The sequence below is a fragment of the Streptomyces sp. NPDC005181 genome (assembly GCF_040608395.1).
Classification (GTDB): Bacteria; Actinomycetota; Actinomycetes; order Streptomycetales; family Streptomycetaceae; genus Streptomyces.
Genome location: NZ_JBEXID010000068.1, coordinates 1 through 16,648, shown reverse-complemented (window position 1 = coordinate 16,648; position 16,648 = coordinate 1). Strand labels below are relative to the sequence as shown.

Genomic DNA, 16,648 nt, shown 5'->3' with positions numbered 1-16,648 from the left:
GCCCCATGCCCATCCGCACGATGCGCACGAGCGGTATCCCCCGCACGACCGGCTCGCCGGGCGCACCTGACAGCGCACCCGGCAAAACCGGTACGACCGCGAAGGCTCGCGCCCGGCGCGCGGGCCTTCGCGGGGAGGGCACCTGGGGCTGGCTGTTCGTCAGCCCCATGATGCTCGTCCTCGGCCTGTTCATGGTGCTTCCCATCCTGATGGCGCTGTGGGTGAGCCTGCTGCACTGGGACGGACAGTCCAACCCGTTCTCCGGCCAGGCCGATTTCGTCGGCCTGGACAACTACCGGACGCTGCTCACACAGGACGGGCTCGACCGCACGCTCTTCACGACCGCCCTGCGTAACAACGCCTATTACGTACTGCTCACCGTCCCCCTGCAGACCGTGCTGGCACTGGGTCTGGCCCTGGTCGTCAACCAGAGACTGCTGCGGGGACGTGGCGCCCTCCGTACGACGTTCTTCTTCCCGTCGGTCACCAGCTCCATCGCCGTGTCCACGGTCTTCCTCTTTCTCTTCCAGGGCAGCGGATCCGTCAACTCCATGCTGTCCTGGATCGGGATCAAGGGACCTAACTGGTTCGCCGACCCCCGCGGGGTGCTCTCCCTGATCCTGGGCGGCCTGGGCCTCGTCGATCCCGAGCGGCCCACCGGGATGCTGGCCGATCACTCCGCCCTGGGGTTGTCGTGGTTCGAGTGGCTCTCGGGCCCCTCGGTCGCGATGTGCACGCTCATCCTGCTCGCCGTGTGGACCACCTCCGGCACCTTCATGCTGATCTTCCTCGCGGCGCTCCAGGACATCCCGCGGGAGCTGGAGGAGTCGGCCGCCATGGAAGGGGTCAACCGCCGCCAGATGCTCTGGCATGTGACACTGCCCGCGCTGCGTCCCGTGCTGTTCCTGGTCCTGACCCTGGGGCTGATCTCCACCTGGCAGGTCTTCGACCAGGTCTACGTGATGGGCCAGGGCGCTCCGGGCAATACGACGCTCACACCCGCCTTCCTGTCGTACTCCGCGGGCTTCGACAACGCGGACTTCGGACAGGGCTCAGCGATCGCGTTCATCCTGCTCGCCCTGATCCTCATCCTGACCGCGTTCCAGCGCTGGGCGCTGAGGGAGCGTGACGCAAGCACCGGGAGGAACCGATGACCGCCGCCGGTACGGCCATACGCGACCGGGCTCAGCGCTCGTCCCGCCGTCGCGTCTCGCGCGACCGAGGACGCTCTGTCCTGATCCGGTTCCCCGTGCCGTGGCGGCTGGCGGGATACGCCGCGGTGCTGGGGCTGGGTCTGCTGTATCTGCTGCCGTTCGTCCTCCAGCTGGTGACCGGTTTCAAGACGGACCCGGACGCCGCCGCGCATCCGCTGGCCCTGTTGCCCACCACTCCGACCACGGCCGCCTACCAGCGGCTGCTCGGGCTGAGCCAGGCCGCTGAGGGGGTGCCCTTCCTGCGCTGGCTGGGCAACTCGGCGCTGGTGGCGGTGCTGGTGACCGCAGGCCGGGTGCTGTTCGACTCCATGGCGGGATATGCGCTGGCACGGCTGCGTTTCCGGGGCCGCTCGGTACTGTTCGGCTTTGTGCTCGCAGTGATGGCGGTGCCCGGAGTGGCCCTGCTCATCCCGAAGTTCCTGGTGCTCAACACCTTCGGGCTCTTCGACACGTACACCGGCATGGTCCTGCCGTTGCTGGTGGACGCGGCGGGCATCTTCATCATGAAGCAGTTCTTCGAATCGGTGCCGCGCGAGGTCGAGGAGGCCGCGCGGGTGGACGGCGCAGGCGTGTTCCGGATCTTCTGGTCCGTCGTCCTGCCGATGGCCAGACCGGCGTTGATCACCCTGACGATCCTGTCGTTCCAGGGATCGTGGAACGAGTTCACGCACTTCCTCGTCAGCACGCAGTCCGGCCAGTACGAGACGCTCACCACTGGTCTGGCCCGCTTCGTCTCGGGCGGACTCGGTGGCGGAACGCAGTACCCGCTGAAACTGGCGGCGGCCCTCCTCTCCACCATCCCGGTCGCCGCACTGTTCTTCTGCTTCCAGCGCTACTTCGTGAGCGGCGCCAACGCGGGCGCGGTCAAGGAGTGAGCGCCGGCCTGTTTCCAGCGGGGCGAAACAGGGCCGATGGAGCGATGGTTGCGGGAGCCACTGGTCAGGGCGGTGGGCTTGGGAGTGGTGGTCAGTAGCGGGTGCTGCTGGCCTGCAGCAGCGGGGACACCGTGGACGGGCGCCCGTCCACGGTGGCTCCGCCGAACTGCATCATCGGTGCAAATGTCCTGTTGTTGGCGGCCGGGAAGTTCAGCGTGGGAGTGGACACGTCATCCAGCACACCGCGCTGGGCCTCGGTGAGGGTCACGTCCAGGGCACGCAGGTTGGCCTGGAACTGGTCCATGCGGCGCGCGCCGACCAGGGTGGAGGTGATCCCGGGACGGCCCTGCACCCAGGCCAGGGCCACTGCGGCGGGACTGGCGCCCACTTCGCCGGCGACGGCGTTGAGCGCGTCGATCACGACATAGTCGGCCTCGCTCGGGGCACCGACCAGCTGCCCGCGCGTGGTGTCGACCGGGCCGGTGGTGGCGCTGGAGTACTTGCCGGACAAGAACCCGCTCTTCAGCGGCCCCCATGGCATCACTCCCATGCCCAGAGCCTGGGCCATGGGGATCAACTCCCCCTCAGAGGTGCGTTCGAGCAGGGAGTACTCCAACTGCAGTGCGATGATCGGAGCCCACCCGCGGAAGCGCGCGATGGTGGCCGCCTCGGCCGTCGCCCACGCCGGCACGTCGGAGAATCCGACGTATCGGACCTTGCCGTCGCCGATCAGGTCATCCAGTGCGCGGAGGGTCTCCTCGACCGGAGTGGACGGGTCGAAATTGTGCAGCCAGTAGATGTCGACGTAGTCGGTCTGCAGGCGTCGCAGCGAGTTCTCCAGCTGTTGCACGATCGCCTTCCGGCTGGGTCCGCCGCTGTTGGGATCGTTCTCGTACAGGTTGCCGAAGAACTTCGTGCCGATCACGACCCGGTCACGCAGCGCGGACCGGCCGGCGAAGTAGTCGCCGATGATCTTCTCGGAGTGGCCGTTCGTGTAGATGTTGGCAGTGTCGATCGAGTTGCCGCCCCGGTCCAGATAGGCAGCCAGGATGTTCGTGGATTCCTCCGGGCTGCCACCCCATCCGTGATCCTCACCGAAGGTCATCGTGCCCAGCGTGAAGGGGCTGACGCGCAGCCCCGAACGGCCGAGCGTGAGGTAGGAATCGAGCGACATGGTGGAGCTCCCTAGCCAAAAGAGGTACGGGGACGCCGCGGAGGCCATCCCCCAGTGCTCCTCCATTCGATCCCGCTGCGCGGTGATCTCCTAGACCGATGCGCGCGGATCATTGCACAATCCGCTCAACCTTGCCTGGATCATGTTGGCCCCGCGCACCATTGCATGGTCCACTGGCGTGGTGCATCACCTGGACGAAATTCGCGACCGGATCACGCGCCTGGCCGCAGGCAGCCCACGCCCGCGGTGGATCGAGGGAATCGCAGTGTTCTCGACCGAACATGTGACCGAACCGCTGGGCACGGTCAGCGAACCCATGATCGCTCTGACAGCCCAGGGAGCGAAGCGCTCTGTCCTCAACGACCGCATCTTCGACTACCACTCGGGCCAGTACCTCGTCGCGACCGTCGAACTCCCCCTGACCTCACAGATCACCCACGCAACGCCCGTCGAACCGTTTCTCGGGTTCGGGCTTCCGCTGCAACCCGCGATCATCGCGCAACTGCTGCTGGAAGCCGGCCCCAGCGTCGTCCGCCCTCATGACGGACCGGGCATCGCGACCAGCAACGCCGACGACAAGCTGCTCGACGCTGTCGTCCGGCTGCTGCGCCTGCTGGACGAGCCGCGTGACATCCCGGTACTGGCGCCCGGCGTGCGCCGCGAGATCCATTGGCGACTGCTGAACGGACCCCAGGCGGCCCTGGTCAGGCAGATCGGCCTGGCCGACAGCCGCATGACCCTCGTCGCCCGCGCGATCGAGTGGATCAAGACCCATTATGACCAGGTGATTCGCATCGACGACCTCGCCGACGAAGTCAGTACGAGCGTCTCCTCGCTCAACCGGCACTTCCGTGCGGTGACCGCTATGAGTCCGCTGCAGTATCAGAAACAACTCCGACTCCAAAAGGCCCGAATTCAACTCATCGCAGCGCCGCACGACGTGGCCGCGATCGGATACGCCGTCGGGTACGACAGCCCGTCGCAGTTCAGCCGCGAGTACCGGCGCATGTTCGGAGCCCCGCCGGGCCAGGACGCGGTACGCCTCCAAACCGCAGCGATTGTCCAGGAGTAGACGCCCGGTTACGCCGTCTCCCACCGTCGGCGCGGCGCGCGCCCGCAGAACGGGGCCGAACCCTTCCGGACCGCGTCTGTCCGGGACACGGACCAGCAGCGCCCGGGAGCGCGGTGCTCCCGGGCGGCGGCATCGCCGGCCGGTGCTCAGGACGCCAGGGTGTCCCGGAGGGCGGCGAGGCCATCGGCATAGATGCCGTGGAAGAGCGCAGCAGCCTCCGCCTCGCCGACACCGGCGGGGGTGAACGTCCCCGACCACACGACGCGCGACGCGTCGGGCTGGTCGGGGACCTCATGGACACTGAGGGTGGACAGGTAATCGGTCACCGGGAACGGCGCCTCGAGGATGGCGTAGCTGTACGAGCGCGCTGCGTCGTCGAAGGCCACGAGCCGCTCGACGATCACGCCGCCGTCCTCGTTCTCCAGGCGGCGGACGCGGCCGCCCCCGGCGGCGACGCTCGCGGAGATGTACGGCAGCCAGTCGGGCAGGGAGTCGAACCCGCCGATGAGCTGCCAGACCCGCTCGGGCGCTACGGGCAGGTCGATGGTTGCGGCGGTGGAGGCCATGGGAGTGCTCCTGTCGAGGTCGGGCTGTGCGGGTGGGTCAGGCGGTGGGCAGTGGAGCATCCGGGGAGACGAGTCCACCCTTGCGGAGGTCGGTCCAGAAATCGGCGGGGACCTTTTCGCTCAGGGCGGCCAGGTCTTCGGCGATGCGGCTGGGCTTGGTGGCGCCGGCGACGACGGCGGCAGTGACCGGGTGGGCGAGGGAGAATTGCAGGGCCGCGGCCTTGATGCTCACGCCGTACCGGCCGGCGATGTCCTTGATGCGCCGGACGCGCTCAATGATCTCGGGGGGTGCGTCCTGGTACTCGAAGTGGGTGCCGCCGGCCAGAACGCCCGAGCTGTAGGGGCCGCCGACGACCATCCCAACTCCCTGCTCGGCGGCCATGGGCAGCAGCCGCTGCAGGGCGTGCTCGTGATCGAGCAGGGTATAGCGGCCGGCCAGCAGGAACCCGTCGGGCTGCGGCTCGTCCAGGGCAAGGGCCAGCTCGATCGGCTCGGTGCGATTGACGCCCAGCCCCCACGCCTTGATGACGCCCTCGTCCCGAAGCCGGGACAGCACACGGAACGCCCCGGTGCGCGCCTCCTCGAACTTCTCCAGCCACACATCCCCGTGGAAGTCCTGGGCGATGTCATGCACCCAGACGATGTCCAGACGGTCCACCCCCAGCCGCTTCAGGCTGTCTTCGATCGAACGCTCCGTAGCCTCGACGGTCCACTCGTGCACGATCTTGTTGGGACGGCCGTGCTCGAACAGGCCCCCCTTCTCGCCGAGGTCGCGGGCGGCTGGGTCTTCGACCTCGTCGAGGACGACGCGGCCGACCTTTGTACTCAGTACGTACTCGTCGCGGGGGCGGCCGGCGAGGGCGTCGCCGAGACGCATCTCCGACAGGCCCGCGCCATAGAACGGGGCGGTGTCGAAGTAGCGGATGCCGTGGTCCCACGCGGCCTCGACGGTCGCAGCGGCCTCCTCGGTGGGGACGGCGCGGAACATGTTGCCAAGAGGGGCGGTACCCAGGCCGAGACGGCCGGGGAGCAGAGACGCGATGCTCATGAGGGGTCCTTGCAGAGAGGGGGAAGGGGCCGGATTCGCGGCATTCAGCCGATCCGTGCTTCTTTCGTCTTCGACATTAAGATGGAGACTTCAGACTGTCCAAGACTCTCTTGGACACACTTGAGTCCCTTGAGGTCTTGCATGCTTGACCTGCGACAACTTCGCTACTTCATCGCCGTGGCCGAGACCGAACATGTCGGCCGCGCCGCCGAGCAGCTCCACATCTCGCAGTCCCCTCTCAGTCGGCAGATCGCCCAGCTGGAGAAGAACCTCGGCCTCATCTTGTTCGAGCGCATCCAGCAGCGCATCCGGCTGACCCGCGACGGCGCGGTGTTCCTGAGTGAAGCCCGGGCCCTGCTGCGCCATGCCGACCGGCTGGAGAACCTCGGTCGTCGGTTGGGTCGAGGCGAAGAGGGAGGCCTGTGCATCGGCTACGTAGCCGACGCCATGCACACCGGTGTGCTGCCGGGCGCGCTGCGCCGCCTGCAGGAGGAGCGCCCCGGCATCCACGTAGCCCTGTACAGCATGTCCGCTGCCGAGCAGTTCGAGGGACTGCGTCAGCGCAGCCTCGACATTGCCCTGGTGCGGGAACCGCCGGACCGCGACGACCCCGTACTACGGGCGGCGCCATTGCTGGAGGACCCCTTGCTGCTCGTCCTCCCCGTCAGTCATCCGCTGGCGGCTCAGGAGACGGTCACGGCGCAGGACCTGGACGGCCAGCCATGGATCGCCGTCGAGGGCGAGGGCGACCCGGCTTGGCGGGACGCCTTCGTCGCCTCGTGCGTCGCCTCGGGCTTCACACCCGACATCCGGCTCGATGCCGCGGAACCACTGACGGCGCTCGGCCTGGTCGCCTCTGGTCTTGGGCTGGCACTGGTGCAGAGAAGCATGGTGCGCGGCGCGACGGATGCCTTGGTGGTGCGTGAACTGCCCTGGCATCAGGCGTCCGTTCACCTGTGGGCGGTATGGCACCACGTCGATCTACGGCCGGTCGTCGCCTCGTTCCGCGAGACGGTACTGGAGGGAGAGAGGAGTGAGAGGCCGCTGCCTTCCTCCACAACGTGACGACGGGGAACCGTCCACCATCACCTTCACACCCACGCCGACGAACCCGTCAACGTGTGACGTCACAACTCTCGGCCGAACCCAGAACAGTTCATCGCCGATGGAGCGGCCGGGGTCGCCGGAAGGCGTCTTGGCAGGGCGCTCTCCCGACGTCAGCCGTGCCTCGTCTCAGGTGCTGGACTTCACAGCGAAGTCGACGTCGGCGGTGTTGACCGTGCCCGCGGTCCGGCCGGGAGCTGTGTGGTATTTCCAGTACAGGTTTGTGTGTGCGATGACCTTGTCGGGCGGCGGCGCTCCGTACTGGGACAAGTCTTCCGTCGTGTGGGCGTCGCCGACCAGCGTCGCGTCGTAGCCGCGGGTGATCGCGCCGTGGAGCGTCGAGCGGATGCACTCGTCGGTCTGCGCGCCGGCGACGAAGAGCCGGCTGATGCCGCGCGCGGCGAGTACCGACTCCAGGTCGGTTTCTTCGAAGGAGTCGGCGTACGCCTTCTGCACCAGGGGCTCGGAATCGCGCCGCACGAGTTCGGGTACGTACTGCCAGCTCTCGCTGTCCCGGAGCAGTTCGTCGCTGTTGTGCTGGACCCAGACAACGTCGATGCCGGCGGCGCGCGCCTTGTCGACCAGGGTCCCGATGTTGGCAACGACGTTGTCCCGGGCGTACGCCTCCCCCACGACTCCGTTCTGCACGTCTATGACGAGCAGGGCGGTGTTCGGCCGGCTGACGAGCGTGCTCACGGCGCCTCCTGGCACACGGGGATCGCGGTCTCGACCATGCTATGCCGGCTCGGGCTCGTAGCGGGGCATCGTCACATTTCGCCGGTCAAAGTTCGAAAGCCTTTTCGTGGCGCGGCTCGTAGAGTCCCAACTCACCACCGCCCGGCAGCCGGATCCCGGTCCTGAGTCCCCACCCGGCGCTGGTGACCGCGGTGCACTCGACCCCCTTCGCCGAGAGCTCATCGACCGTCGCTTCGACGTCATCACACATCAGGAACAATTCGTGTGACGATCCATCGGCGGGGTGGACCGCTACCTCGGCGGGAGGCAGCTTGAAGATGAGCCAGCCCTCACCAGCATCGACGTGCGGATACCCCAGAACTTCCCGGAAGAAGGCGCGGTCCGCCTCAGCGTCCTGGCTGTAAATGATGACGTGCGCGCCGTTGATCATCCCTGAACGGTATCCAACGTCGGGAATGGAGCCCAGCAGCGACGCCGTCATCTGAGGCGACCACTGCCACAGATGTCGTGAGAATGAGGATTTCTGGGGTCCTTGTTCGGGCGTGGGTGGCCGGGACATGGCACAGCGGGTGCCAGGGCTCATACCCCCTGGCACCCGCCGCGGTTCAACCCGGTCGGTCCGCGCTACCGATCCCGGTGACTCATTCGGTGCCGCGCTGCAGGTACGCGCGGTCCACCGTCTGTCGGACGGAGTTGCCGGCCGCGTCCTTGGCGGTCACGCGCAGCGTCACATACGCGTCGCCGTGCACCCGGGCCGGCCGCTCCACGGTGGCGGTGAAGCCGCTGCCCTTGCGGGTCGTGGTGGCGGTGGTCCAGGTACGCCCGTCGTCGTAGGACGTCTCGACCTTCAGCGTCACGCCGCGCGGCGCCGCCATGCCGTCCTGCATCCGGACGTCCAGGCCGAGGGTGTGCCTGCGCTGCGGGCCCACCGCGTTCTGGGCGTCGACCGGCACGTCGTAGTCGACCTGGAGCATCGGCAGCCGCGTGGAGGCGGCGGCGGTGTCCGAGCGGAACGTCCACGAGGTGCGCGCGCCGGTGCCGAAGCGCCAGTCGTCCGAGACGCGGGTGGTCGCCAGGTCCAGCCGGTACTCGGCGTCGCCCGCGGGCACCTCGATGTCGCCCCACGCGCCCTGGCTCGACCCGGCGATCTGCTTCCCGTCGCGGTACAGCACCGCCGTGGCGGTGTCGTCCACCGGCTCCGCTTCGTCGCCGAGGCGGGCGCCGGCGCCGACGCCGGAACCGAAGCCGTTTCGCTCGTAGAACGACCAGTGGCCGGTGCCGGAGTCATTGAACTCCGGAACGTAGACGGACAGGGTGTTGCCGTTGCGTACCGACGGCCAGGCCGCACCGCGAGGGATCGACGGGCGGACCACGGCGCCGTACCACCGCTCCGTCGCATGCTGACCGGGCCGGTACGTGCGCGGCACAGCGTGCATGCCGGCCCCCAACGGCGTGTCCATGCCGAAGACGACATTGTGGTGCACGGTGTGGCGCCACAACGTGTCCCCGCCGGTCACGTACTCCACACGCTCCTTGCCCGTCGGCACCTCACGGCTGTACTGGAGCCAGGCGGTGTCCTGGTAGGGCCGCCACCCGAAACGCTGCTCGCTCGCCCAGGACGAGGCACCGGTGTGGGTGTAGGTGCTGCGGACCACGGCGCTCTCACGCTCGGAGACGGTGTACACCAGGTGCTTGGGAACGGAGCCCTTGGACACCTGCATCACGTCGTACAGGTACGGGCTGCGGACCGTGCCGGAGAACTCCACCGTGGTGGTCCGCAGCTTGGCGCTCTTGAGCACCGCGGTGCCCTCCGCCGTGCCGGCACGCATGGTGGGCAGGGCGATCCGGTCACCGGTCGGACTCCACCGCGTCCAGGGGTAGAAGCCGTCCTCCACGACCAGCATCAGCGCCTTGGCCCCGGCGTCCGCCGCGGCCTTCGCGAGCGCTCGGTCGTCGGAGAAGTCCCAGCGGACCACGGCCAGTTTGCCGCGCACGTGTGCGGCGCTCAGGTCGGCGGCCGTGCCCTTCCCGGCGTCCACGGCGGTCAGCCGTGCTCCCTTGTCGCTGAAGGCCGGGGAGTTGTACACGTAGTACGGGGTGAAGCCCAGCGAACTGCCGGAGACCTTCGCCCGCAGCTGCGGGGCCACCATCTGCCAGCGTGAGGCGAACTCGAAGTCGCCGTCCGTGACGCGCGCGGTGGGACTGACGTAGATCCGCTTGGCGATGTCGAAGAACATCACGCCCTGGATCAAGCCGTTGCCGTCGATCTTCCGGTACGTCTGGTAGCTGAGGATGCCACGCTGCTCGGCGGGACGCGGCGTGCGGATCTTCACCTCGGTGACCTTGGAGGCGTCGAGCGTCACCGTCGTGTCCTTGGTGACCTTCACCTCCGGGTTGACGACCTCGCGCAGCTCCTGGCCGTCGGCCGCCCTGTCCAGCGTGCCGAAGCTGAGCTGGTAGGTTCCCTCTTCGACCTCGGCTACGGCCGGCTCCACGCTCGTGTAGTCCACGAACCCGTCGGCGCCCCAGATCAGCGGAGCGGCGCCCTCGATGACCTTGCCGTCGCGGTCGCGCGCGACCACGGTGAGCTTACGCTTGGGTGCGTGCACGCTCAGGGCGACGGTCGTGTGGGCGATCACGGTGCCGTCGGTGGACTTCGCGGTGACGTACCCGTAGTAGTTGCCGCGGGGGGTCGCGCGGGTGGCGTCCAGGCTCAGCGGCACCTCGGCCGTGGCGCCGGACGCCAGCCGCACGGTGCCGGAACCGATGGAGATCACGCCGTCCGGGAGGGCCCGCCCGGTGCCGGTGGCCAGGCTGGCGGCCAGGGAGAGCGTGACCTCGCGGTCACCGGTGTTGGTGTAGCGGACGGTGACCGTCTGCTGCCCCTCTGTACCGCCGGCATAGACCGGGGCGAAGGCGACGGTGCCGGTGGCGGTGACCGGGCCGGTGGCGGTGGCGAGGTCGATGCGGCCGCCGCCCTGCTCGGTCACCTTGGTGCCGGACACCGTGTGCGAGGTGCTGATCAGCGCGTCCTTGAGCTGCTGCGCGCCCCACTTCGGGTGCTGCTGGGCCAGCAGCGCGGCGGCACCGGCGACATGCGGGGTCGCCATCGACGTGCCGGACGCGGAGGTGTAGTTGGCGTCGACCGGGGTGCCCATGGTGGTGCCGGACGCGCGGGCGGCGACGATGTCGACACCGGGAGCGGTCACATCGGGCTTGACCGCCCCGTCGCCGAAACGCGGGCCGCGGCTGGAGAAGGAGGCCAGCGAGTCGTCGCGGTCAACGGCGCCGACGGTCAGCGCCGCGTCCGCCGCGCCCGGCGAACCGACGGTCGTCGAACCCGGGCCCGCGTTGCCCGCGGCGATGACGAAGAGCGTGTCGGTGGACGCGGTCAGGGTGTTGACGGCCTGGCTCATCGGGTCGGTGCCGTCGGTCTGGATGTTCGCGCCGAGGCTCATGTTGACGACCTTGGCGTGCTCGCCGGCCGCCCATTCCATGCCGTCGATGACCTGCGACTCGGAGCCGGAGCCGTCGTCGCCCAGCACCTTGCCGACCAGCAGGTCGGCCTTCGGCGCCACGCCGCGCCGGGTCCCGGCGGACGCGGCACCGGTGCCGCCGACGGTCGCGGCCACATGCGTGCCGTGACCGAAGTGATCAACGGTGCCCGAACTGCCGGAGAAGTCCTTGGCCTCCGCGATGCGCCCGGCCAGGTCGGGGTGGTTGTCGTCGACACCGGTGTCCAGGATCGCCACCTTCACGCCCTGGCCCTCGTAGCCGGCCTTCCAGGCGGTGGGGGCGTTGATCTGCGCGGTGCTGCGATCCAGCACCGCCTTCACCTTGCCGTCCAGCCAGACCCGGGGAGTGGCGGCGACCCGGGCCGCGCCCGTCTCGTCGCCGGGCAGCAGTGTCTTCCAGAACCCGCCGAGGTCGTCGTCGGCGACCCGCAGTGAGCGGGCGCCGATGCTGGGCAGGTTGCGGGCCGGTGCCGAGGACTCGTTGAGCGCGGCCAGCCGGTCGGCCACCGTGGCCGCGGCTCGCTGGGACTTCGCGGTCGTCTTCGCCACGCCCGAGGTGGCGCCGGAGGAGACGATCAGCGGAAGCGCATCGGAGCGGGCCTCGTCGTAACCCTGGGCGATCAGGGCCGTCACGTCGAAGAGACGGCGGTCCAGCGTGCCGGCCATCACCAGGTCCGTCGCGTCCGACGGCAGCACCGTCAGCGACTTCTTCTGTTCCAGCGTCCGGAACACGACACGTTCACGACCCGGTCCGGGCTGCACCGACGCGGCGCGCCGTCCGCCGGGCAGCGTTGTCACGGTCACCCGGTCACCGGTCACCAGCCGTACGGTCGCGGAGTGAGCCCCCGGCACGGCGGCGGGACGAGTACCGGTCCCAATGGCTGCCGTCTGCGTCTCGGCGGTAGCCGGCACGCCTCCGGCAACCAGCATCAACCCAGTCGATATCGCCGCCGTCAGGCGGATCCATGTCATCAGCGAGAATCCTTTCCTACAGATGAGGGTCACAACCTGTGCGAAAGAATCCGCTGAAGAGCAGGACGTGTCACTGGCCTCACGTGTCACAACTGCGACATGTCCCAACGGCGACACGCCGCCTGCGCGCCTATCCCTCGTGAAAACGCGAGTTGGAGCCGCTGAGGTGCAGCGTTGCACCCAGACGCTGTGGCCCGTCCGGCGTGCTGTGACCTGCACGTTCCGCGAGCTGCCAGCCGTCCTTCCGGCCGACCGGCCCCAGCAGTCCGCGCACGTGGTCACGCATGCGCCGCCGCCGGGGCGCCGCTCAGCACGGACGCCTCAGGGGCTTCAAGAAGTGCCGAGGGGGCGACCCGTCGATCACACGTGATGTGACGTCGTGCCGGATGCGGGCCTCCTGCCGGATGTGCTCGGTTCCGGCCTGCACCTCGTAAGCCTCGGCCTGCGCCGGAACGCCGACTCGCGCTGGTCGAACTGGTCGAACTGGTCGAGCAAGTTCACGAACGGAGTCGGCCACTCGCGGGCATGGCCCGGAGCAGGGGCGCGTGAGGGACCAGGCAGTTGGCGTACATGAGACGCACGTGCGTGTGGATGTCGTCGCGCTCACACTCGGTGGACGTGGGTCAGCTCTCCTTCAGCGCAGGGTTGATCTCGGGGTGGGTGTAACGGATCGGGATGCGCCGGCTCCGCGCGTACGCAATCTCGGCCCGTGTCGAGTCACCGATGTAGTCCCCGACGATCAGCACCTCATCAGCCAGCCGGATCTTCGCCCGGTGCAGCTCGTCCAGGCGGAGCTTCAACGGTTCGGCCAGTTCCTCGGTCGCCCAGAGTTCGTGAGGCTCCTTCATGTTGCAGCCCGGGGCGAGGACGACGTGGCCGGCTGCGGTCTCCCGCAGGTTGGCCTCCTGCATGTCGGCCATGAAGCGAGTGCTGCCACAGATAACCACGATGCGGGGGATGTTGAGGTGCTGCTTCGCGTCGTCGAGCTTCTGTTCCGGGGTAAGCGGCTGCGGGTGGCTCATGGGTCAATTCTTCTCGCACAGGCCGTCGAGCTTCCACAGCAAGGCTTCGCGGGCGTCCTGCAGGTAGCGGAGAAGGTCCGCTTTCGGATGCGGTTCGATCATGCCGGGAAGTTTCCCACCCGGCACTGACAGCCTGGCCCTGCAGGGCAATGTGACGGGCGCTGCAGGGACTTCGGCTCGCGACACCGAGGGCGCCCTGCCGGGACAAGCTGACTCTCACTCATGTCCAGGCGGTGCCCTACCGTCTCCCTCGGCTCTGGCCGGAGTGGCGATAAGGGGGTGGCACCCACGGGGCGCATACAGGGAACAACGCCGCGGTTCCGCGGCCCAGCCGCCCAACTGCCGTCGTCAGTTGGACAGACAGTCGGCCCTCACGGGGCGGCGCACTGTTGCAGCGCCTTCGTTTGCGTGGCTTGCCATGCACCGTCCGTGGTCACGACCAGGTCAGAGCCCTACGCGGGCCGATGGCGGGGGTTGGTGCGACGCTGGGAGAGGTGAAAGCCGGTATGGAGCGGGGCGGTGTCGTTCAGCCTCGTGACGATCCGGTCGAGCGCTCTGTTGGGCCCGGTTGCTGTACCAGCCGGAGAGCAACTTGGCGGCCAGGGCTTCGAGGCGTCTTGTAATCCGTGGAGGACAGCCCATGAAATGCACATCGAGAAGCGGCGTGACCAAGGCCTCGTCCATGTCGCTCGTGGCGGGTGCTTTGGCTGGAGGCCTGCTGGCAGGCACCGGTTCCGGGGCGGCGGCCGATGGGGCGGCCCTTCGGCGGGCGCCGGTTGCCCCGTGCACGAACGCCCAACTCGTCGCGAACAGTGCACAGCGGATGGGGTCCAGCGAGGTACGGGTCACTGTGATCAACCAGGGTCCGGAACCGTGCGCGCTGGACGGCTTTCCCACCGTGGCTCTCGCAGGTCAGGGCTCGCCGGACAGGAACAAGCCCCTCGGTGTCGTCCGCCAGGGCAGCGTGGGGCCAGTTCAGCTGGCGGTCGGCGGCCGGGCCTCGACGCAACTCTCCTTTACGCCGGTTCTTGGTGAGGCAGGCGGGTACTGCGCCTCAGGCGCCGATCCTTTCGTCGCGCCCTCGATCGTCGTGGGTGTCGCGGGCGGGAGGCAGCAACTGGCGCCGGATGATGGCGGCGACTTCGCACTCTGCGGCAGCAGCGTCCGTGCCACCGCCTTCCGCGCCGCCGGTTCCTGACGCCGTTGCCCCGGGGCTCACGCTGCTCTGCGCGATGCGAGCTGTCGGCAGCACCGAGTCCCCCGGCGCCGGCTGTTACTGAGCTTTCCGGCGTCGTCGCGCCGCGTGGTGTGGTCCGGGTGGAGCGTGGGCCGGACCGGTCTCGTTGAGGCATCCGTCGAGTACGGCGGACTGTTCCCGCACCGAGCGCTCGGCCGAGGTCCGAGCGGTCGGTGCGCGGCCCGACGGTGCCGTTGTCCATTGCTTGTTCTCACGCCGGCCCAGGCGCGTGGTTTGCGTGACGATGATTGCAGTAACAACCATCGCGCTTAGCATTCCCGTGTGGCAGCACATGATTTCCTGGACGCCGATCAGGAGCGCGCCTGGCGCACGGTCTTCAAGGGATACGCCCTACTGGTGAGCCGGCTGGATTCCGACCTGCGCGAGCGGATGGGCATGTCCCGGTCGAATACGACGTGTTGGTGGAGCTGCCCGAGGCGCCCGAGCACGCAGCCCAGGGGCAGAGGTGAGGGATCACCTCGCGACGGTGTTCGGGGCAGTCGTCGCCGATCTCGCACCGCCGAGTGCGGGGCGGCACCACACCGAGCACCGCGACACACCTTGAGGAGACCATGACCATGACGATGAGGGCTGTCGTCCTCGACGAGCCGGGTCCGGTCGCGAACCTGAACCTACGCCGCCTGCCCATACCCGAGCCCGGTCCCGGCTGGGTACGGATCAAAGTCGAGGCGTTCGGGCTGAACCGATCCGAACTCCACACACGTCTCGGCCTCGCCGAGGGCGTGGCCTTCCCCCGCGTCCCGGGTATCGAAGCCACAGGCACCATCGACGCCGATCCCGCCGGCGTTCTCCAGCCGGGACAGCAGGTCGCCGCCCTCATGGGCGGCATGGGCCGCACCTTCGACGGCGGCTACGCCGAGTACACCGTGGTGCCGAGCTCCCAGCTCGTCCCCTTCACGTCGGACCTGCCCTGGGAGACCCTCGGCGCCGTCCCCGAAACCCTGCAGACCGCGTACGGCTCGCTGACCACCGGCCTGAACCTCAAGGCGGGCCAGACGCTCCTCATCCGAGGCGGCACCTCGGCCCTCGGCCTGGCCACCGCCACCCTCGCCAAGGACCTGGGCGCCACCGTCCTGGCCACCACCCGCAGCCCCCGGCGCACCCAGGCCCTCGCCGAGCACGGGGTCGACCACCCTCTCGTCGACGACGGCACCCTTGCCGTGCAAGTCCGCACGATCGTCCCCGAAGGTGTGGACGCGGCCCTCGAGCTCGTCGGCACCCCCACCCTCCCCGACACCCTGGCAGCCACCCGCATCCACGGCACCGTGTGCTTCGCCGGAATGCTCTCCAACCAGTGGATCGTGCCCGACTTCTACCCCATCGCCTACATCCCGCCCGGCGTGCGGCTGACCGCCTACGGCGGCGACGCCACCGACCTGCCCGCCGCCGTCCTGCAGAGCTACCTCGACCGCATAGCCACTGGCGAGATCACCCTGGGCCCCCTCCACGTCTACCGCCTCGATGAGATCCGGACTGCACACCGCGACCTCGAAGAGAGCCGAAAGGTCGGCAAACTCGTCTGCGTCACCGCCGCACAGGACTGACGCCTTCTGCCGAACAGCGCGAAGCGGCTGCATGTTGGGCTGCCGCGGGTGTGGCACCGTGGTCCGTGCTCTCGTGCAGGGTCGACTCCGCTCGTACCGAATGGGCCCGTTCATGCAGCCGTCGACCGACCGCGCGGTGCGGGCGCGGGTTCCCACCGGTCGCCCGACCTACGCCGTGTGGGCCAATGCCCTGAAAACCGAGCGGCTGCCCCCCACCCCGGACATGCCTGCGGGAACTGCACGGTGCTCCACCTCGGCGGTCGACCCACGGCGATCGGCTACTTGGGTGTCATCGCACATTGATGCATCAGTCCCGGATCAGCAGGCAGGGGCCTCGGGATGGGGTCGCAGGGCTGCAGCCGACCGAGTCCACCTGTTGCGACACGCGGGGGACTTGGTAAACACTCAGTATGGCGTAGCGGTTGTTCGGGGCACCGGGCGCGTGCCGCACACATGTGCGGCCGCCTCGCACCCGAGCAGACGCTGCGCCGATCCCCACATGCCGGAATCCCCGGCCCGATTCCGACGGGCCGGGGATTCCGTATTGTGCGGATGGAGCTGTTACCACTTGTAGTGGTGGTCCCTGAC

General features: G+C 68.7%; 13 protein-coding genes. 6 read left to right on the top strand and 7 right to left on the bottom strand.

Features of this window, described 5'->3' with window-relative positions:
- Positions 1–5 precede the first annotated feature (5 nt).
- Together ABZV38_RS30250 and ABZV38_RS30245 are read left to right on the top strand one after the other, a co-directional pair.
- Entirely contained in the window at positions 6–1,154 is a 1,149-nt protein-coding gene (locus ABZV38_RS30250) for a sugar ABC transporter permease (RefSeq protein ID WP_356331628.1), read from the top strand.
- Positions 1,151–2,089, top strand: coding sequence for a carbohydrate ABC transporter permease (locus ABZV38_RS30245; protein WP_356331627.1), 939 nt, complete (start codon positions 1,151–1,153; stop codon positions 2,087–2,089). Before ABZV38_RS30250 ends, ABZV38_RS30245 begins: the two co-directional genes overlap by 4 nt.
- Positions 2,090–2,180: 91 nt before the next feature.
- On the opposite strand, the gene ABZV38_RS30240 is transcribed toward ABZV38_RS30245, so the two are convergent.
- Positions 2,181–3,263, bottom strand: a complete 1,083-nt coding sequence (locus ABZV38_RS30240) for an aldo/keto reductase (protein ID WP_356331626.1) — start codon at positions 3,261–3,263, stop codon at positions 2,181–2,183.
- A gap of 112 nt (positions 3,264–3,375) precedes the next feature.
- Between ABZV38_RS30240 and ABZV38_RS30235 the strand changes: the two genes are divergently transcribed.
- Positions 3,376–4,335 carry an AraC family transcriptional regulator gene (locus tag ABZV38_RS30235; protein WP_356331625.1) on the top strand — a complete coding sequence of 320 codons (960 nt, stop codon included), beginning with the start codon at positions 3,376–3,378 and terminating at the stop codon, positions 4,333–4,335.
- A gap of 146 nt (positions 4,336–4,481) precedes the next feature.
- On the opposite strand, the gene ABZV38_RS30230 is transcribed toward ABZV38_RS30235, so the two are convergent.
- Positions 4,482–4,901, bottom strand: coding sequence for an SRPBCC family protein (locus ABZV38_RS30230; protein WP_356331624.1), 420 nt, complete (start codon positions 4,899–4,901; stop codon positions 4,482–4,484).
- A 37-nt stretch (positions 4,902–4,938) separates the two neighbouring features.
- Entirely contained in the window at positions 4,939–5,949 is a 1,011-nt protein-coding gene (locus ABZV38_RS30225) for an aldo/keto reductase (protein WP_356331623.1), read from the bottom strand.
- A 141-nt stretch (positions 5,950–6,090) separates the two neighbouring features.
- On the opposite strand from ABZV38_RS30225, the gene ABZV38_RS30220 reads away from it, so the two are divergent.
- Positions 6,091–7,014, top strand: coding sequence for a LysR substrate-binding domain-containing protein (locus tag ABZV38_RS30220; protein WP_356331622.1), 924 nt, complete (start codon positions 6,091–6,093; stop codon positions 7,012–7,014).
- Between the two features lie 168 nt (positions 7,015–7,182).
- On the opposite strand, the gene ABZV38_RS30215 is transcribed toward ABZV38_RS30220, so the two are convergent.
- The 4 genes from ABZV38_RS30215 to ABZV38_RS30200 all read right to left on the bottom strand — a co-directional run bounded on the left by ABZV38_RS30215 (position 7,183) and on the right by ABZV38_RS30200 (position 13,258).
- Positions 7,183–7,749 (bottom strand): cysteine hydrolase family protein, encoded by a 567-nt coding sequence (locus tag ABZV38_RS30215; RefSeq protein WP_356331621.1) that lies wholly within the window; start codon positions 7,747–7,749, stop codon positions 7,183–7,185.
- Between the two features lie 85 nt (positions 7,750–7,834).
- Positions 7,835–8,179 carry a VOC family protein gene (locus ABZV38_RS30210; protein WP_356331620.1) on the bottom strand — a complete coding sequence of 115 codons (345 nt, stop codon included), beginning with the start codon at positions 8,177–8,179 and terminating at the stop codon, positions 7,835–7,837.
- Positions 8,180–8,390: 211 nt separating this feature from the next.
- Complete coding sequence (locus ABZV38_RS30205) at positions 8,391–12,236, bottom strand: S8 family serine peptidase (protein WP_356331619.1); 3,846 nt, start codon at positions 12,234–12,236, stop codon at positions 8,391–8,393.
- A gap of 623 nt (positions 12,237–12,859) precedes the next feature.
- Complete coding sequence (locus ABZV38_RS30200) at positions 12,860–13,258, bottom strand: hypothetical protein (RefSeq protein WP_356331618.1); 399 nt, start codon at positions 13,256–13,258, stop codon at positions 12,860–12,862.
- A gap of 640 nt (positions 13,259–13,898) precedes the next feature.
- Here ABZV38_RS30200 and ABZV38_RS30195 point away from each other — a divergent pair.
- On the top strand, positions 13,899–14,456 hold the full coding sequence (locus ABZV38_RS30195) for a DUF4232 domain-containing protein (RefSeq protein WP_356331617.1): 558 nt from the start codon (positions 13,899–13,901) through the stop codon (positions 14,454–14,456).
- Positions 14,457–15,067: 611 nt separating this feature from the next.
- Positions 15,068–16,060, top strand: coding sequence for a zinc-binding alcohol dehydrogenase family protein (locus tag ABZV38_RS30190; RefSeq protein WP_356331616.1), 993 nt, complete (start codon positions 15,068–15,070; stop codon positions 16,058–16,060).
- Positions 16,061–16,648: the final 588 nt, after the last annotated feature.